At 52.1% G+C, this 17860-nt stretch carries 20 protein-coding genes, 1 tRNA gene and 1 pseudogene; 14 read left to right on the top strand and 8 right to left on the bottom strand.

Annotation, left to right across the window (positions count from 1 at the left end; translation table 11 throughout):
• Positions 1-31 precede the first annotated feature (31 nt).
• The 4 genes from ACW44H_RS14425 to ACW44H_RS14410 all read left to right on the top strand — a co-directional run bounded on the left by ACW44H_RS14425 (position 32) and on the right by ACW44H_RS14410 (position 4835).
• Positions 32-1000, top strand: a complete 969-nt coding sequence (locus tag ACW44H_RS14425) for a FecCD family ABC transporter permease (protein WP_457509047.1) — start codon at positions 32-34, stop codon at positions 998-1000.
• A 68-nt stretch (positions 1001-1068) separates the two neighbouring features.
• Complete coding sequence (locus tag ACW44H_RS14420; protein WP_457509045.1) at positions 1069-2166, top strand: FecCD family ABC transporter permease; 1098 nt, start codon at positions 1069-1071, stop codon at positions 2164-2166.
• On the top strand, positions 2163-2978 hold the full coding sequence (locus ACW44H_RS14415) for an ABC transporter ATP-binding protein (protein ID WP_457505206.1): 816 nt from the start codon (positions 2163-2165) through the stop codon (positions 2976-2978). Before ACW44H_RS14420 ends, ACW44H_RS14415 begins: the two co-directional genes overlap by 4 nt.
• 45 nt (positions 2979-3023) lie before the next feature.
• Positions 3024-4835: an ABC transporter ATP-binding protein gene (locus tag ACW44H_RS14410; RefSeq protein WP_457505204.1), complete on the top strand. Its 1812-nt coding sequence runs from the start codon at positions 3024-3026 to the stop codon at positions 4833-4835.
• A 3-nt stretch (positions 4836-4838) separates the two neighbouring features.
• Here the strand turns inward: ACW44H_RS14410 and ACW44H_RS14405 are convergent, their stop codons facing one another.
• On the bottom strand, positions 4839-5429 hold the full coding sequence (locus ACW44H_RS14405) for a hypothetical protein (RefSeq protein ID WP_457505203.1): 591 nt from the start codon (positions 5427-5429) through the stop codon (positions 4839-4841).
• Between the two features lie 143 nt (positions 5430-5572).
• On the opposite strand from ACW44H_RS14405, the gene ACW44H_RS14400 reads away from it, so the two are divergent.
• Positions 5573-5649 (top strand) — tRNA-Ile (locus ACW44H_RS14400).
• Between the two features lie 39 nt (positions 5650-5688).
• Here the strand turns inward: ACW44H_RS14400 and ACW44H_RS14395 are convergent.
• From ACW44H_RS14395 to ACW44H_RS14380, 4 genes and pseudogenes are all read right to left on the bottom strand, one after another.
• Positions 5689-6480, bottom strand: a complete 792-nt coding sequence (locus ACW44H_RS14395) for a tyrosine-type recombinase/integrase (protein ID WP_457505202.1) — start codon at positions 6478-6480, stop codon at positions 5689-5691.
• A gap of 86 nt (positions 6481-6566) precedes the next feature.
• Complete coding sequence (locus ACW44H_RS14390; protein ID WP_180091394.1) at positions 6567-6875, bottom strand: helix-turn-helix domain-containing protein; 309 nt, start codon at positions 6873-6875, stop codon at positions 6567-6569.
• Positions 6876-7006: 131 nt separating this feature from the next.
• A complete protein-coding gene (locus ACW44H_RS14385) occupies positions 7007-7372 on the bottom strand; it encodes a S24 family peptidase (protein WP_457509043.1) in 366 nt (121 codons plus the stop codon).
• A gap of 237 nt (positions 7373-7609) precedes the next feature.
• A pseudogene (locus ACW44H_RS14380) lies at positions 7610-7702 on the bottom strand (hypothetical protein); the annotation flags it as partial.
• Between the two features lie 845 nt (positions 7703-8547).
• Between ACW44H_RS14380 and ACW44H_RS14375 the strand changes: the two are divergent.
• The 4 genes from ACW44H_RS14375 to ACW44H_RS14360 all read left to right on the top strand — a co-directional run bounded on the left by ACW44H_RS14375 (position 8548) and on the right by ACW44H_RS14360 (position 11090).
• Positions 8548-8964: a DUF6088 family protein gene (locus tag ACW44H_RS14375; RefSeq protein ID WP_290698570.1), complete on the top strand. Its 417-nt coding sequence runs from the start codon at positions 8548-8550 to the stop codon at positions 8962-8964.
• The gene (locus ACW44H_RS14370) at positions 8961-9923 is read left to right on the top strand and encodes a nucleotidyl transferase AbiEii/AbiGii toxin family protein (protein ID WP_457505201.1); all 963 of its coding nucleotides are present in this window, start codon (positions 8961-8963) and stop codon (positions 9921-9923) included. Before ACW44H_RS14375 ends, ACW44H_RS14370 begins: the two co-directional genes overlap by 4 nt.
• Before the next feature lie 281 nt (positions 9924-10204).
• On the top strand, positions 10205-10753 hold the full coding sequence (locus tag ACW44H_RS14365) for a hypothetical protein (protein WP_457505200.1): 549 nt from the start codon (positions 10205-10207) through the stop codon (positions 10751-10753).
• Between the two features lie 166 nt (positions 10754-10919).
• Entirely contained in the window at positions 10920-11090 is a 171-nt protein-coding gene (locus ACW44H_RS14360; protein ID WP_414127478.1) for a hypothetical protein, read from the top strand.
• Between the two features lie 67 nt (positions 11091-11157).
• On the opposite strand, the gene ACW44H_RS14355 is transcribed toward ACW44H_RS14360, so the two are convergent.
• The 3 genes from ACW44H_RS14355 to ACW44H_RS14345 all read right to left on the bottom strand — a co-directional run bounded on the left by ACW44H_RS14355 (position 11158) and on the right by ACW44H_RS14345 (position 13983).
• Positions 11158-12678 carry a YfjI family protein gene (locus ACW44H_RS14355; protein WP_457505199.1) on the bottom strand — a complete coding sequence of 507 codons (1521 nt, stop codon included), beginning with the start codon at positions 12676-12678 and terminating at the stop codon, positions 11158-11160.
• An 89-nt stretch (positions 12679-12767) separates the two neighbouring features.
• On the bottom strand, positions 12768-13115 hold the full coding sequence (locus tag ACW44H_RS14350; RefSeq protein WP_444673368.1) for a helix-turn-helix domain-containing protein: 348 nt from the start codon (positions 13113-13115) through the stop codon (positions 12768-12770).
• Positions 13116-13287: 172 nt separating this feature from the next.
• Positions 13288-13983, bottom strand: a complete 696-nt coding sequence (locus ACW44H_RS14345; RefSeq protein ID WP_457505197.1) for a YagK/YfjJ domain-containing protein — start codon at positions 13981-13983, stop codon at positions 13288-13290.
• Positions 13984-14571: 588 nt separating this feature from the next.
• Here ACW44H_RS14345 and ACW44H_RS14340 point away from each other — a divergent pair.
• The 5 genes from ACW44H_RS14340 to ACW44H_RS14320 all read left to right on the top strand — a co-directional run bounded on the left by ACW44H_RS14340 (position 14572) and on the right by ACW44H_RS14320 (position 17832).
• Complete coding sequence (locus ACW44H_RS14340) at positions 14572-14904, top strand: hypothetical protein (RefSeq protein ID WP_457505196.1); 333 nt, start codon at positions 14572-14574, stop codon at positions 14902-14904.
• 133 nt (positions 14905-15037) lie between these two features.
• Positions 15038-16006 (top strand): DUF932 domain-containing protein, encoded by a 969-nt coding sequence (locus ACW44H_RS14335; RefSeq protein ID WP_457505195.1) that lies wholly within the window; start codon positions 15038-15040, stop codon positions 16004-16006.
• A 138-nt stretch (positions 16007-16144) separates the two neighbouring features.
• Positions 16145-16321: a hypothetical protein gene (locus ACW44H_RS14330; protein ID WP_457505193.1), complete on the top strand. Its 177-nt coding sequence runs from the start codon at positions 16145-16147 to the stop codon at positions 16319-16321.
• 73 nt (positions 16322-16394) lie between these two features.
• Complete coding sequence (locus ACW44H_RS14325; protein WP_457505191.1) at positions 16395-17183, top strand: ERF family protein; 789 nt, start codon at positions 16395-16397, stop codon at positions 17181-17183.
• Between the two features lie 37 nt (positions 17184-17220).
• Entirely contained in the window at positions 17221-17832 is a 612-nt protein-coding gene (locus tag ACW44H_RS14320; RefSeq protein ID WP_281662344.1) for a lambda exonuclease family protein, read from the top strand.
• Positions 17833-17860: the final 28 nt, after the last annotated feature.

Here is a 17860-nt window from a genome sequence, read left to right as displayed (position 1 = left end):
CGTTACCAGGCGTGCCACTCCCCGTACCCTAATGTTGCTATTACTCACCGCCCTTATGGCGGTGAGTGTGGTTAGTTTGTTGATCGGAGCGGGCAGTGTTGGCCCCTTAAGGGCGTTAGCGATGCTCTTCGGCGAGCACGACAGCGAAGCACGCTTCGTGATTTGGGAACTGCGTGCACCGCGAACATTAATCGGTATTGTGGTTGGTATGGCATTAGGTGCATCGGGTGCGCTACTGCAGGCGGTAGCGCGTAACCCCTTGGCCGAGCCGGGGCTGTTAGGGGTGAGTGCTGGCGCAGCTTTTGCCGTGGCGCTTGCCTTAGTGCTGGGCGCCAGTGCCGCTACTCTGCGCATTTCAGTTGCACAGTTAGGTGCCTTAGTGGGCTGCGTTTGCGTTTTGAGCGTGGCGCGCTTTCGTGGTGTCGGTAACGACCCTATACGCCTAGTGCTCGCCGGGGCTGCCTTCTCTGGTCTATTAGCGTCACTTACATCGTTAATACTGCTTTATGATCAACGTGCCGCTGATGAAATTCGTTTCTGGGTCATTGGCAGTTTAGCCGGGCGACGCCTCGATGACCTGATTGCCGTGCTACCCAGTATACTGCTCGCGGCGATCGTGGTCGCTTTGGTTGCCCGCCCCCTTGCCGCACTGGCTCTAGGCGAGCGTGTTGCGTCTGGGTTAGGCCATCACCCTAATCTCATTCGTTGGCTGGTCGTGGCTTGCGTGGCGCTTTTAGTCGGTGCAGCGACTGCCATCGCCGGTCCAATTGCGTTTGTGGGGCTGGTGGTACCGTTTGTTGCGCGCGCTTTTGCTGGGCCGGATATTCGCCGCACGCTGTGGTTCTGCCTGCCCATTGGTCCGTTAATTGTGCTGGCGGCTGATATTATTTCGCGTGTGGTGGTTGCTCCTTCGGAGCTTCCATTGGGAGTGCTTACTGCGCTTTGTGGTGCGCCCGTACTGATAGCCGTCGTGCGTGCACGTCGCTTACCGATGTTATGAGTTGGTTCATGAAAGCCACATCTATCCGTTCGTCTGCTATTCATTCCTCATCAGATAGAACCATTGCTATGCCTTGCGCTTGTGACGATCAGGCACACGAAGGCGAAAATGGCAGCGTACCGTCACCGCAAGGCTACTGGCGGTTAGCTTGGCGAAGCCGACACGGCGCAAACAGCCTGTTGTTCGAACAGCGTGCGGTCGTGGTTAACCTTGGCCTGTTAGTCACGCTGTTGCTCGCTTGTATGCTTTATCTAAGCCTAGGCAGCGTTAAGGTGGCGCCAGGGGCGGTGCTACAGGCGCTACTTGGCAACGCTGACATGATGGCAAACTTTGTCGTGCAAGAGCTACGGTTGCCACGTTTAACCGCTGCCTGCTTCACAGGTGCTGCCTTTGCATTGGCAGGCATACTCATGCAAACGCTAGCCCGAAATCGCTTGGCTACCCCCGGTATTATCGGTATTGATAATGGTGCGACGGCGTTTGCCGTGGCATCAATCGTCGGGGTCGGCTTTTCCATTGCGCCCCCAGCCATGGCATTGGCGGGGGCAACTACTGCCGCAGTACTTACCTTTGGCCTTGCGGCAGGTAGTGGTACTCAGGGATATCGCTTTATCGTGGCGGGAATAGGTGTTGGCGCCGTGTTTGGGGCGATCACTCAGTTGTTACTTGCCCGTGTAGCGATCGACACCGCCAATGCCGCCTACCCATGGACCGTGGGGTCATTGAATGCCCGCCCCATAGGCGCACTGCAGTTACTGATGTTGGGATTAGGTCTCGGATTAGCAACCGCGCTGGCACTAGCACGTTCGCTAACACTGTTACGTTTTAAGGATGCCACCGCTAGCGGTTTGGGAGTTAATATTAAACGTCGACGCCGGGAAGTGCTGCTGCTGTCGGTAGCGCTGACTGCCTTGGCGGTAGCGGTCGCCGGGCCGGTCGGCATGGTGGGGCTCATTGGGCCCGAAATTGCCCGTTCACTTTCCAGTTCACGCAGCGTACCCATTTTGGCGGCGACGCTGTCGGGCGCGCTGGTGATGGTGCTTGCAGACCTAGCCGGGCGCACGCTGCTGGCGCCTATCGAGATTCCGGTCGGTATCGTTACGGCTGTGGTCGGCGGGCCCTGGCTGCTATGGATATTAATGCGCCCTCAACGGAGCTTCACATGAGCCAAGCCCCGACATCCCCCCTGCCTTCACTGGCGACTCAATCACTGGGCATGAGTTATGGAACTCGCCAAGTGATTGAAGGCTTGGATATCTCCCTGCCCAGTGGCCAAGTCACCGCCATTGTTGGCCCCAACGGCTGCGGTAAATCAACGCTGCTGGCTGGGCTTGCCCGTTTGCATAAGCCCGATAGCGGAGCTGTATTACTGGATGGTGCCGATATTCAGCGCCTGCCTACTCGTCAGTTGGCCACTCAATTGGCGCTGTTACCCCAGGAGGCGATGGCGCCGGAGGGCTTAACCGTCACTGAGCTAATTCGCTTTGGCAGACAGCCCCATCAAGGCTGGCTGCGCCAGTGGTCGGCGGAAGATCAGCGCGTGGTACAACACGCGTTGGCAGCGGCAGGGCTTGAGCAACTCGCCGACCGGCCGATTGATGCGCTTTCCGGCGGCCAGCGTCAGCGGGCCTGGATCGCCATGACCATCGCCCAGCAAACCCCGCTGTTGCTTCTCGATGAACCCACCTCGGCATTGGACCTTGGCCACCAGATCGAAGTCTTCGAACTGGTCAAGCACCTTGCCCATCATGGCCGCACTGTGGTGATGGTGTTGCATGATCTTGCTAGCGCCTGTCGTTACGCCGACCATCTAATCGCCATGCGCGAAGGTCAGATCGTTGCGGAAGGCCCACCCGCCGTGGTGGTTACGCCAGATTTAGTCCGAACACTTTATCAAGTAGAGTGCACCCTATTAACTGACCCTGATACCGGCAGCCCGTTGCTTGCCAATGTGCGGCGTTCCCGGGTAGGTGCCTAGTTAAGTCTATCGTTTGCCTACAAAAAATTTAAGAAAGGAACGCTTGTGTCTTCTCCTTCACACAGTTTTCAAGCATTGGTGCGGCTACTGCGCTATGCCAAAGGCTATCGGCGGCGCATTGCTGCCGCCACCGCCTGTTCAGTTATCAACAAGTTGTTTGATATTGCCCCAGAGATTCTGATTGGTGTTGCCATCGATGTAGTGGTTAACCAAGAACAAAGTTTTGTCGCAAGCCTAGGGTTTGAAACGCCACAACAGCAGATCACCATGTTGGCGGTATTGACGTTCTTTATCTGGGCGGGGGAGTCGTTATTCGAGTACTTATTCCAAGTTCTATGGCGCAACTTAGCCCAACGGCTGCAGGCGGATATGCGCCAGGATACCTATGAGCACGCCCAGCGTCTGGATATGGCGTTCTTTGAATCGAAAAGCTCCGGCCAGTTAGTGGCCACCATGAACGATGACGTCAATCAGCTCGAGCGCTTTTTGGATGGCGGCGCCAATGCACTAATTCAGGTAGTCGTCACCGTGGTGGCGGTAGGCGCCGTTTTCTTTGTGCTTTCGCCACTCATTGCGTTGCTGGCGTTCACGCCTATTCCGCTGATTATCTGGGGCGCGTTTTTCTTCCAGCGCAAGGCCGGGCCGCTGTATAGCGATGTGCGTGAGAAAGTTGGAGATTTGGCCAGCCGGTTATCCAACAACCTTAGCGGCATTGCCACGATTAAAAGTTTTACCAGTGAGGATCGCGAAGCCGAGCGCCTGCGCGATGCCAGTGAAGCCTATGTGGAAGCCAACCGTCGAGCGATCAAGGTCAGCTCTGCGTTTATTCCCGTTATTCGCATGGCTATTTTGGCCGGTTTTCTTGCCACGTTTACCGTCGGCGGCATGATGGCGCTCAACGGCTCGCTAAATGTGGGTGCTTATGGCGTACTGGTATTTCTGACCCAGCGGCTGCTCTGGCCGCTCACCGGCTTGGCTCAGGTGATCGACCTGTTCGAGCGCGCCATGGCCAGTACGCGGCGGATTCTTGATCTACTGGAAGTGCCTATCACCGTTAAAGACGATAGCACCACACCGCTTGCTCAGCCGGTGCGAGGCGAAGTGACGATTGATAATGTGAGCTTTCACTACGCTACCAGCCTGGTCGGTGTCGATGGCATTCAGCTACACGTACCCGCTGGTAATACCTTGGCGCTGGTGGGGGCGACGGGGTCGGGTAAATCGACCCTTATCAAACTGCTGCTGCGCTTCTACGACCCGGAAAGCGGACGAGTGCTGATTGACGGCCAGCTCATCACTGGCGTCAGCATGAACTCACTGCGTCAGTCGATTGGCTTGGTGAGCCAAGACGTTTACCTATTTGAAGGCAGCATTCGCGACAATATCGCCTACGGTAAGCCCGATGCCGACGAAGCCGCTATTATCGATGCCGCCAAAACCGCCGAAGCGTGGAGCTTTATCGAGACGCTGCCCCAAGGGTTGGATACGCCAGTAGGGGAGCGGGGCGTGCGGCTTTCTGGCGGCCAACGCCAGCGGCTCTCTTTAGCAAGGGCGCTACTTAAAGACCCACCGATACTAGTGCTGGACGAAGCCACCAGCGCGGTGGACAACGAAACCGAAGCCGCCATTCAGCGCTCGCTCAAGCGCATCGCCCATGGCCGCACGGTGATTATGATTGCTCACCGGCTTTCAACCATCGTGCATGCCGATGAGATTGTGGTGATCGAGAAAGGCCAAGTGGCTGAGCGGGGCAGCCACTCTAGCCTACTGGCGGCTAACGGCCACTATGCCGCCCAGTGGCGCGTACAAACCGGCGAAGCCCAGGCGGGGGATATGGAAGCAGTTAGTACCCTTTAACGACTACCGATTAACTAACAGCGCATTGAGGGTGACAGGTACATGCTCATCAATCTCCTGATAGCCCAACAACGATAGCACGGTGCGCACCGTGCTGTTCGCCATTAGAACTCTGCCATCCATCGCCATTGGCTCGGCATGGGTCACGCGTATTTCATTCAATCCTTCACGGGTAAACCGCAACGGTACGGTTTCCTGTTGGTTAATCATGTCTGACTGAACGCTAAAGGTCAGTGTTTCTACAAGCGATTCACCCATGTCCAAGCCGTCCAAACGCTCAGGCGGCATTTGCGCCACCAGCGTCACTAAGGTGGTGTTCGCCAACATCCCTACCCACGGCGGCAGCTCGCCAAAGCGCTCAAGCACATCGGTTTGGCTGAGTTTTAGCGGTAGGCGAAGGGTGCCATCGCTGGAAATGTCACCTTGCAGGTCACGCACTTGATGGTGGTGTGTTTGCGGCGCCTCGCCGTTTAATTGGGTAATCGACGCCTGTACCTGGGATTGGGCCGGGTCAAGCTGCCAGTCAGCGTGTACGGGCAGCGCCAACAATAAGGGCAATAGAGCAATCAATGCTTTCACAGCGAGTCTCCGCATAAAGAACGATTCAACAAACCAAGAGCTACCCACCAGACCTCAAGGCATGCAATAAGTGCCGAAAAAAGTGCCACAATGACATTAAGATAGCGCGATGGGGCTAGCCTCACACTGCCACATTCGCTATTATATGCACGCTTTTCGGGCCTATAGCTCAGTTGGTTAGAGCAGGGGACTCATAATCCCTTGGTCGTAGGTTCAAGTCCTACTGGGCCCACCAATTAAATCAATTGGTTACAGAGACTAGAGCTTCTTTTTGTCAGTGTTTGGTTGCCATTTGGTTGCCGATGCGCGGCAATTTGGCAATAACACTATCCCATCGTGTCGGATCAGCGTGAGCATACCGGCTGGTCACTGTCAGCGATGAATGCCCCAGCAAATCCCTGATACTCGTTAGTGACTCCCCCTTGCTGGCGAGCAATGAAGCGTAGCAGTGGCGCATATCGTGAAAACGGATGTCTGGACGCCCAATGGCTTCTCGAGCTCTTTCGAACGCTCCCCTGACTCGATCTCCCGTTGTTGCAAACGGTAAGCTTTCAAGCAGCGGTATTGCTTCTTCAGACAGCGGAATGACCCTGGGTTTACCGTTTTTCGTCTGGTTTGGTTTGAGCACGATTCGACCGTTGTAGACATTTCTCGGCTCCAGTGCCATCAGCTCTCCGCGCCTCATCCCTGTCAGCATGGCTAACAAAATCACCTTCCGTTCGACCTGATACCGCTCGGGTACGGCTTCTAGTAACTCAGCAAGCTCCAATTCGGAAAGATAAACATGGCGTTCATTTTTAGGCGAGGGCTTACGTAGCTTTCCGTCGAGCGGTAAGTCGATCCAGTCCCATTCGCGATACGACAGCGACAGCACTCGCTTAACGACCTGAATCCGGTTGTTAATGGTTGACTGCGCCAACCCCTTCTCTTTAAGAGCCTTCTGCATCCTTCGTGTGGCATCCAGTAGTTCCTGGCCAATAATGATACCTGGGGCATGCTCATCCATCCATCTAGCGACCAGTAGTATGTGCTGCTTCTGGGAGCGAACGTCGTATTCGCTTACCATCCGCTGCAATCCCTCTGAAAAAGTGTATTTGGGCTTGCGGCCCATAACACCATTGAACTCATCTTCTTGGCGTTGGGCTTCTGCCTTTAGTGCATACTGCCTTGCCTCTCCTTCTGTGCGAAAAGTTCTTTGAGTGCGCTGGCCGTTGACCCTTGCGCGGACAATCCACGTTTCACGGTCCTTTCTTTTTGAAACGGTGTATCCCATTTTCGATCCCCTTTTAACTGAGGATCGCGCCTGCATCCTCTAGCGTACTCCTCAACGGCCTCATGCTCAAAGCGAACGGCTTTGCCAAACTGGATGAACCCGATGTTGTGTTTTTTGCTGTAGACCCAGCTGAGGCTCATTCCTAGTTTTTCTGCTACGTCTTCTGGTTTTAGCAATTTGTTTGACATGGGAAACCTCTGTTGCCTCATGGAGCTGGTCATGAGGTTATAATACTAAAACGCATTAGATAGTCAATTCGTTTTCGTATTAAAGAGGGCGAGCCTAGCTTGTGGAGGACCTGAGATAGGGGTGAGGGAAGTTACAACTTCATTCTAGCTTCGATAGCTACCGCCAATATGTGACAGTTATCGTCTAATGAAATCAGTGGGTAGGCTGGGTTAAGTGGTTTCAAGTAGCGCCGACCACTCTCTTCTATCAACATGCGGAGCGTTGGCGTCGGGCTGTCAGGGAGTTCGACAAGGACCAGCTTTCCGGGCACCGCCTGTAGACCTGTGTCTAATAGCACAAGCGTCCCCGCAGGCAGGCTAGGAGAGGCCCCGATCGGCGCAGCCATGGCATCACCACACATCTTGAGCCAGAAAGCCACTCCGATCTTTAAGTAGTCACATGATTCAAATTGATTTTTCTCGCCGGGTGCACGTGCATCCAGCCGATTAGCTTGCATAACTTCGGACCAGGTGAGAATTGGGTACGACCAAAAGCGCGGGGGAGGGGCCGCTCTATCGGGTCGTGCAGATACGGCTGAAGCAGTTGCTGCTCCTACTCCTGCTCCTATCCCCATCCACGGTATTCCCCTGTTCGGCAACCCAACGACACCTTGGCTTCCGTCGCCATGGGCAAGAAAACTAGCAGTAGTCCCTAACGAGGCTGCTAGCTTCTCTAAGTTATTAATTCTTGGAGAGTTGCTTACACCCTTGAGTATGCGATGTATGGTTGGCTGTGGCACCTTGGAGCGCCTAGCCAACTCATTTTCACCAATGCCCTGCTCTTCCATGAGCTGGCGTAGCCTCTCTCCGATCGTTATTGCTGTACTCATGCAGGGCTGCCTATCTATGTGGTGATTTTCTCAATACGCAAATGTATTGATTTTTCAGTCCTTCGTCCATGCCAATAGCCAGATTTGCGGTCAAGTCCCAGAGCTGATATCAGAAACCTGCTTCCGCTGGATGACGACAGAGCAGCAAGCGAAGGAATAGGGCATCCTGTAATCTACGAAAATTTTATTTCTCCCCGCCAGTTATTCGACCCATATTCTTCCTGCGCAAGTGCGTGACATGATTTGATGTTGTTAACCTTGCAGCATACGTTCGATCGTCTGGCCTCTATGACAACCAATAGAACCCTCGGTATTTTCTTGATGTTAGTAAGTATCCAAACTGGTAAGTAGTGGTGAATTAGTGGCCGAAGCAGCCAGAAGTAAAGGTGTTCAAGAAAACTGCGCTCAATAACCACTTCGTTCATGGCAATTGAGAGGCTTTCGATGAGATTCAATGGAACGCACACCAGTTTAGGAAAGAACTACTGAATGCAGGGTCTCCTGGTGCCAGCGGATGTCGGTTTCCTGTGGATGCGAGGCTTCGCCCATACGGTGGTGGTGTGGAACGTTAATTAGGAAAAGAATATTTCGCTTCTTACATGCTGAGATTGTTTTTGGGCGGCTCGGAATAGAGACGGTACGTGGAGAGCTTTGCGGCGGTTGTATTTTTTATTTTAACTGTTAAATATCTGTTTATTTTAAATAAAAATAAATTTTATTATTTCATAGTGTCGTGTTTTTGTATTTATCAGTCTGAAGGTATAGAGTAATCATCGTCATTGTCCAGCTACTGGAGGCGTTACATGACTACTCAAACGCTTGAGTCACGCATTCGTGACAAAATTCGCAAGAGTCGGCGAATGGTATTTCTACGTGATGATTTCGCTGCACTGGGTGGTTATGACCAAGTTGGCCGTGTGCTTCGGCAATTAGAAGCGCAGGGAAGATTAGTACGTATTGGTAAGGGGCTATACGCTAAAGCGCGCCCAAACCGTATCACGGGTAAACCAATGATTGCGGCGCCTGGTGGCTTTGATCAAGCCGCCAAAGAGGCATTGAATCGCCTAGGGGTGCAGTGGGAGCCAGCCAGTGCAGAAAAGGCTTATCAGGCGGGCCGCACACAAATTCCGGCGCGAGTGATGGTCAGAGTCAAAGGCCCGTTTCATCGCCAGATTGCCTACGGGAAATATCGCTTGGGTATTGAGCGTGCTTCTGCATGAACATCGATCCGGGGTTGTTTCCCGATGTGGCGGATGCGCTGGGCATTGATAGCCCTGCTATCGTGGAAAAGGATGTTTATGCCGTCCAGTTATTGAGTCTGCTTTCTGAGTTGCATTCGGAAACGTTTGAGCTGGTATTCGCAGGCGGTACCAGCCTGGCAAAAGCCCACCACAAGCTTTTCCGTATGTCCGAGGATATCGATATCAAGCTTGTTCCCCGCGATGGGGTAGCAATAGGCATGTCTCGAACGGCGATGAAGTCAGCACGAAAAGCGGTACTGACCGAAATAGAAACAATCATCAGCCGTTCTCAGATTCTAGAGCTTGATCCCGATGGTGGTATCGTCAAGCGTAACGAGTACCGGTATGCGGAGTTTACCGTTCGCTATCCCCGAACCCAGGATAGCATTTCTGCGCTTCGACCTGACTTGAAGCTAGATGTCACAGCATCAGAACTTTATGAGCCCGCCGTGGTTTGCTCTGTCAGCTCCTTGTATGCCGAGGCTCTTAATTTACCCCCAGAGGTAGCTTCCTTTCCAGTGGTTAGCCTACCTGCCACGATCAGCGAGAAGCTGGTGGCATTACTGCGTCGCACAGCTCACGTGAATCGTGATCCTTCCCGAAAAGACGATGAAACGCTGGTAAGGCACGTCTACGATCTTCACATGGCGACATCCGGCGGATATGACATGGCCGCATTACGCACGCTAGTACAGGCAGTAATACAGACGGACGTAGCTCAGTTTGGCAACCAACATGCGCAATTTGTCGCTAGCCCAGCAGATGAACTGCGATATGGCCTGGGATGCTTACAGACCCATCCGATCCATCAGGATCGATACGAGCGCTTTATCGGCCCGCTGGTTTATCATGATGAGCCCGCGAACTGGAATGAAGCTTTACAAACAGTGAGCGAATTAGCTCAACAGCTGCTGCCGGTCGGTAGTGCTGAGCGTTAAAGCCTGCTTTTCCAATACTGCGCGTAGTGTGCTTATCACATAACACCCTGAATCACTGTCTAAGCCGCTTTTTGCGGCTTTCTATGCCGTGACCTAGCTACCTATTAGCTTCACGGTAGGCGGAGGCCATCCATTTTGAGTTAAACTACTAATCTTTTAGGTATTCTAGGTATCCATGCCTCCCAAAATATCACCGATTTGCTGAAATCACATTTGCTCTGTGGCTTACAGAAGTTGGTTGTCTACGTTCAGCAAAACAGCTAATAGGCATTCTAACGACCATGAATATTTACAATGCCCCCGTCAGCCATAAGACCCAAGTGCGACCCGCGCAGGTACGTGACATGATTCGCCACTGCGAGGCGTTGCAAGCGGCTTTCTACCACCTTAATAGTCAGATGAATCAAGATTTCAGAAAGTGGTGGGAGACTCAATCTCGTGCCCAAGCATGGGAAATAGCGTGGCCTGTTTTGCCAGAAGTGCATGCGTTTCGGGAGGCTGCATTGAGTAACCATTTTGTCTGTAGCAAAAAGTGGCCAACGCTTGACGAGCTTGCTGCGGATCATGCGCATTATTTATTGCGCGCAGATTTACAGACGAATTGCCCGAATATCCCTGAAAATCCTGATTTTATGTGGTTGCGCCGGTTCATTCATTCGGTCGTTGTTTGGGATGTTTCTACCCCGGATGGCGACTATCCCCTACTGGACGTGGCTAGATCCAAGTTCAACTGGGAATCTATGGCCGAGCTTCTGCAGCGTCAGCTCGACCAAGCCGAACACGTCAGCAAAGATCCATGGGTAGAAGTACGCCGTTCAGGCACACAATAGCCCGCTATACCTCTATCCTAACGATATGAATGCGGCCTAATGGCCGCATTAGACTTTCTAACCGCTATGTTGTCGTCGCTTCCTGCCCCTTCGATGGCTCGTTGAACAAGGCTTTCGCAGCTTCGGTCTGCGGGAATAATCGGGGCAAGTCATCGATTGTCTTTCCATGCTCTTCCAGAACTTTTTCTATCGCCTCCTTGCACGCCATATCCTTCTTGAAGGCGTCATCCTGTTCCAGCGCTGCAAGTTCTTCGGCGATGAGCTGTTGTTGTTTCTTGAGCTGTCCCTATTGGGTGATGGGATTGGTCATGGTGTCTTCCCTGTGGTTTCTTTATAGCTATTAGCTTAACGGATTCAACAATCTCTCAGTAATCAGACTTGTGTTGTGATAGATGCTGATAAGATCATTTCATGTGACGATTATCTAACGCTTTTTGGGTGCGTCGTGCCACCCCGCCACCAAGACCCATTCGATCATTCGGGTTTGGGTTAGGAAAGAATTGGTAGCGATTTGAGCCGTAAAGTGCGACAGAGCCTTCTTTTTCTAGCAAGGGTAATGCTTGCTTTATTTCCTTGACGGTAAGGTGAGTGTGTTGACTTACATAGCTCAAGCCGAATAGTTCCTTTGAGTGTCCGAGTTTGGCAAATAACTTGTTATAAATCTTTTCGGCATCCATCTGGATTTTGGTAGGTACACTAAAGTAGGTAAGAAAATGTAATGTGTACCTCATGCCTATTTCACACGCGAAAAGGAAGGTGCCTTCATCGATTTCATTGTCGTCATCATCCTTGCGTTCGCAGAGATGAATTAAGGCAGCGATACGATCTATGTTGTCGAGCAGCTTGCTGGCATGATCGAATGCATTTTCATAAACGCCACCAGGAAGACATTGGCTCTCTATGATTTGATAGGTGTTTTCCCAGTTCTTTTGTGCAATGGGAGTAAAGGTCAGAACGGTCGGATCGCTTAGTTTTCCATTCGTACTTTTCAATGTTGTACGCAGTAACTTTGAAATGCGTTCATAAAAATTAGATAAGTATCTATCGTTATCGTCTTCTTTGTTGTTATTGCCTTCACGTGTGCCGATGGTCGAGGTTGCGTACACAGGCAGGAAGCGAGCTAAGAGACCGGATCCTCTGGCGCGTTTTCCTCTTTTTTCCATGTAATGATCAACAGAGCTTTCCTGGGTCATCAATGCCATCGTGAGTCGGCCCTCGCTCAAGGTGAAGCTCTCCCGTGTCGTGCGATGAACCGTAACATCGCTGCCGCTCCATAAAGAGTTGAGGGGTGTGTTGTTCTGCATGGCAAAGCCGTTCAGGATGCCGTCCGCTTCGCTTGAAATCACGCACGCTACTGGAAGGTTGTCATACATTGCTTTGACCAGTGCTTGCGGTGTCGTGTCTTCATACAGCAGATTGATAGTCGCGGGCGGTTCGGGTTTTTCCATTTCTAATGCATCTAGTTTTTGCTCCGCCGTTTCAAGCGCCTGTTCATCATCTTCCTTCACGGCACGCTTGAGCGTCGAGATAAGGGCGCTCTTCTTGTGCTTCCAGATCTCCAGTGCATAGTCGTGTTGACGGATGTGTTTTTGGTTGATGGCCTCCTGTTCCTTCTGAAAGGAACGAATGCTTGAGAAGACCTTGTTTTCGACTGCGGTCTTGCGCTCCCCGGAATTGGCTACGGTCAACAGCATCAGTGAAACGGGATGCTCCACCTTCCTCCCCGGCATCTTGACGACGTACCCTGCCTGGCAAGCAACAGACAAGGCGCCTAGAGCTGCCGTGAGCACCATCTCTGGTGCCACCTCAACCTCCATTGCCACCGAATCGACCATGGCTTGTAACCGTGAGGTATCGGCAAGGCGTGGCCACTCATCCCGCAGGCTGGGTAGTGCAAGTGGTTCGACAACGTCCGTTTGTGTCATGTGAATGCCTAAAAAAATATATTAACTACAAAAAAATGCTCGATAACCTCAATTAATCGAGAAAATAGCAGTTTTTTTAAAACAGGTAATTAGTTTTTTTGTTTGTAGTTGGCTACCCAGCGGCGAATCAACGTCACACCGGGTGCTTTTGGCATCCGGCGAAATTGCAGCCATTCCTCCAGGGTGCGCCTCGGTATCCCAATCTCTTCGGCCATCGTTGCCTGGGTGATCTTGCGGAGCTTGCACAGCGCCTTGGCATCCCGAATCAATCGACGCTTGGGCTCGTCCTGCTCCATGGCTGCCAGTCGCTTTTCGGCGTCGTCCTGAGGCGATGCAGCGGTTTTCCAAGGCAATGGGGCGGATGTCGTATGGCGCGTCTCTGAGGACGCCTGTGGCGCTTGCTGCGGTGTATCTTGTTGAAAAGGGAAGTTAAACATCGTGGTGCTCCTAATGGTTCAACGAAAAAGGCCTGTTCCTTGAAGGGCAGGCCATGTTGCTGAGTAAAGAAGGAATCCGGCGTTTGTCGTCGGAGGGCGGATTAAGTGGGGTTTATCCGTTAAGGACGGAAGGTTCTATACTATTGGCAAACAAAATATTGGTTTTATTACGTTATCTGTCTTGTGACGTGTTAAACACTTGGATGCCCTCACCAAAACGTTTCGTGTATTGCTTGCAGAGATAACTGGCGTTATAAACCGCGTCGTTCAGGCCCATCCAATCATTCAAGCCTAATGTTGCAACCCATAACTCTTCTGTAATGGGATGCTCGCCAATGTGGATCAACTGCCCTAAGGAGTCTGTATTGGAAAAGCCCATTGCTTTGTACCAAGAACGCATCATGCGGTGGTAAAGGTTATCCCGCAGATACTCACCAAAGCCATTAGGCTGTATCATCCCGAGGCCATTAAAGACATTGTAATTGAGCATGATAATTAAGTGATAGTGAGGCTTATTACTGGTGTCCTGCTCCCTGGCCCAGACGTAGCGAAGAAAAGGAAGGTAAGGGCTGCTAGATTTTTTGATCTCGTATTTAAAGTAACGAAAGAATGTGCTCAAAACTTCATTGTTCTGATGCATCCCAGAGGGTAGCATCCACTGTGGAAAATGTAAGTCAGCGCGAAAGATTAAAATACGCTGCTGACTGTTTACCGCTGCTATGATTTCATTTACTGTCGCTTTTAAGTAGTTCTTCACGAGAGGGCCATACTCAAGTTTTTGTTGAACTTCAAAGCCTTCGTAATAATTATCGTAATGTAAACAAAGTTTATCATTGTCTTGATGACGTAGTCGTTGAGTAGAAATCATGTGTGTTATTCTCGCTTAAGAGTTTGTGCTATTAGCAGCGTTTGATATTTCGGGTTGTGGTTAGTAATGCTTTTAGCATTAAAAAGGCGATTTCTATATTCCTAATAACGTGAATGTTCTTAATAGGACGATAGAATTTATCCCTTATGTAGGGATAACGCTGGAGTTCTATTAGAGGTGTTTGTTAGGCGCACAAGAGGCTCGTTTTGCTGCTGCTGTTAAGGCTATGTACGACGTCTTAAACGTCGTTATATAAGTGTATTTTAAACCCCATAATACTAATACCGTATAAATGGCGTTTGTCCTACGCAGTGTGTACCTATCTTTTTCATCAAAAACCATCGAATATCACTACTAAATTGTTATAACAAAATTTATCAAGTAATTCCGGACCAGAGACGAACCAATACGAAGCGTTCAAGGTAATCGCTGATCGCTGCATGACATGGCTCAGTAATGTAAAAAAATACCTCAACCTCGCTACTTACCAATTCGTTTTAAAGAAATCTTAGCCACATACTACCTCCATGAAGCTATCAGGGATGGCTTAGCCAGCATCCATTTCACTGCTAATGGAGGAAGATCCTCATGACACCCCACTGTCCAAAGTGCGGTTCCCCAAATGTTATATCTCGCAACCTGGGAAGAAAGGTCGGCGGTGCCACTGGAGCTGCTGCTGGTGCTGCCTCTGGGGCAGCCGGCGCCCTTAGTGGTGCCAAAGCAGGTGCGTTGGTCGGCGCAATGGTTGGCCCGGCAGGCATTACCATTGGCAGCCTGTCCGGTGCCGTATTTGGTGGGTTATTAGGCGGCACGACCTTGGGTGTTGCCGGTGCCAAGCTAGGGCATGAACTTGATCAGAAAATGCTCGATAACTACGCCTGCTGTGCCTGTGAATGCACCTTTCGTCCCCACGCTGAATAACCCCCTTGCAGCGGACTTCTCTGCCGCTTAATACGACGACTACCTCTACAAGCATTCGCTTGCCCGCCTTACTCAGGGCGGGCCGCTATGCCGTGCGCGCTCATTCACGTTGAAAATTCTAAAGGAGTTTGTAATGGCTCATCTCGTTGAACAAATGGCTTACGTTGGCGATACCCCTTGGCATGGCCTGGGGCAGCAACTTTCTCGTCATCAACCGCTGGAAGTCTGGCAGCAACAGGCCGGTATGAACTGGCACATTGAAGAAGCCCCGGTACGCTTTATTGCCGAAGGTGCCAGCCACCTGGGCAGCATTCACTCATTCCCCGAACAAAAGGTGCTCTATCGCTCGGATACGAAGGTACCGCTATCGGTGGTGTCCCAGCGCTATAAGGTGGTTCAGCCCGAAGAGATACTGGAATTCTACCGGGACCTCACCGAATACGCGGGGTATGAGCTGGAAACCGCTGGGGTACTGAAAGGCGGTCGTAAGTTTTGGGCTTTGGCACGCAGTGGCTTAAGTACCTCGCTGAAAGGCCAGGATGAGGTCAACGACTACCTACTACTGGCGACCTCGTGTGACGGCACCTTGGCGACGATGGCCACACCTACGACGGTAAGGGTGGTATGTAATAACACGCTGCAGATTGCCGTAGATGGCATCTCGCAAGCGGTTAAGGTGCCGCATCGCTCGGAGTTCGATCCTCGTGCGGTGAAGAGCCAGCTGGGGATTTCTGTTTCCCAGTGGAACGACTTTATGTATCGCATGAAGGCATTGGCAGAACGCAAGATCGATCACCAAGAAGCGCAGCACTATTTCCAGTCGGTGATTTGCGGAGCCGAGAAGCCGATAGACGATCCCTCTAAACTGCCCAACTACCGGGCCCTCAATAAGGTGCAGAAGCTCTACCACGGTGAAGGCCGAGGTTCTCACTTGATTACCGCCAAAGACACCGCCTGGGGCCTGCTTAATGCCGTGACCGAGTACGTGGATCACGACAAACGGGCACGCAGCAACGACACCCGTATAGATTCAGCGTGGTTCGGCCAGGGCGCCCAGCTCAAGCAAGAAGCACTGGATGCCGCATTAGCGCTAGTGTCTTAACCAATCTATCGGTAGGGCGTCGTTCTACCCCTTACTGCGATTTTCCAAACCAATGATATTCACCATCTCCCGGCATAAACGCCCAGCCCCTCAAAAGCTGGGCGTTTTGCTGTGGGGCTTATGCCGCGAGGTACTGCCATGACGTTTATTTCCCATGCCATTGAAGTTGCTTTAACGCGCCTGACCGAGGAGCTAATAGCCAACCATACCCATCGCGCTGACACCGTGGTATGCGCTCAAGGCACGTTTTATCGAACAGAGGTACGGCTAGTGCCTATTAAAGCCAATGAGCTAGCCCAGCATTTAGCGGAGTAATACCGCTCTCACTCCATAACGATGCCTGACGACACGGCATCACCACCATTTCTTGTTTCAATGGGGGTGCCCCATGGCACGATCATCTAATGTGGTAAATTCTTCTTCCCGTCCGATAACGGCCCAAACCACTACCAAAGCCGCCGCCGTCACCGCTGTACCAGCATCCCCCGTTGAGTCGTCCTCTACCGCAGAAAGCACTGCGATCATCCAGGTAATCGAGCGTGCTGCTCTTAATCCTGACGTCGATATCGACAAAATGGAGCGCCTGCTGCAGATGCAGGAACGTGTGTTGGACCGTCAGGCCATGATGGCTTATAGCGCTGCCATGGCAGCGATGCAAACCGAACTGCCTAGCATTGAAGAGCGCGGGCAAACCAACAACGGTTGCTACGCCACGTTGGAAGATATCGTCGATACCGTGCGACCGATCATGCAGAAGCATGGCTTTGCAGTGAGCTTTCGTATTCAGACACAGGAGAGAGGGATCCAGGTAACCGGGGTGCTGATGCACAAGGATGGCCACCGCGAAGAGACCAGCATGCTATTGCCTGCGGATATGAGTGGTAACAAAAATGCCGTGCAGGCGTTTGGTTCCTCTACCAGCTACGGCAAGCGCTATGTACTTTCCGCACTGCTCAACATCACCACACGCGGCCAGGATGATAATGGCAACGCGAGTACCAAGGTAGGTATCAAGACAGTCACCGCGTTCCAGGCAGGCCAAATCCAACGACTGATCAGCCAATGCCCCGCGACGACCCAGGAGTGGTTTAGCGGCAAGTACGGCTCAGCTGTGCAAGTGCCGTATAGCGACTTCGACAAGCTCCGGGCATCCCTCTCCAAGCGAGCCGTTAAGTGAACGGCGTACCAACCCTATCTGAGTACAGGAGGCATCCATGCAGATACTCACTATGCCGCAAGGCTCTCCTGAGTGGCTGGCGGCGCGCTTAGGGCGCGTCACCATGTCGGAGCTAAAGTCACTGCTGGTTAAGGGCAAAGGTCCTGGTGGATTGGGTACCGGGGCGATTACCTACATGCACCAGTTGATCGGTGAACGAATTACTGGCGAGCTGGCCGAGCCGTTTCAAGGTAACGCGCATACCCGCCGGGGTCATGAGTTGGAAGGCGTGGCACGTGCGCTTTACTGCGATGCCACCGGCGAACCCCAGCCCCATGAAGTAGGCCTGATCCTTAATCACGAGGTGGGCTACTCGCCAGACAGCCTGGTAGACGCTAACGGTCTGCTAGAAATCAAAACCAAGCTGCCCAAGTTCCAAATCGAAGTGCTGTTGAATGGAGAAATACCCGATGAGCACGTACCCCAATGCCAGGGTGGCCTATGGGTTAGCGAACGGGAATGGATCGACTTTGTGAGCTATTGGCCCGGGATGCCGCTGTTTATCAAACGCGCCTACCGTGACGACATCATGATTCGCACCATTGCTGAACGGGTTGAAGCATTTCATGAAGAGATGGAGCGTCGCTTAAGCCAAGTGATGGCTGCGTGACGGAACCCATACCTCAAACTTCAACACG

This window comes from Vreelandella sulfidaeris Esulfide1 (assembly GCF_054072535.1).
Note: the sequence above shows the minus strand (reverse complement) of the source record. Positions and strands in the feature narration are given on the sequence as shown.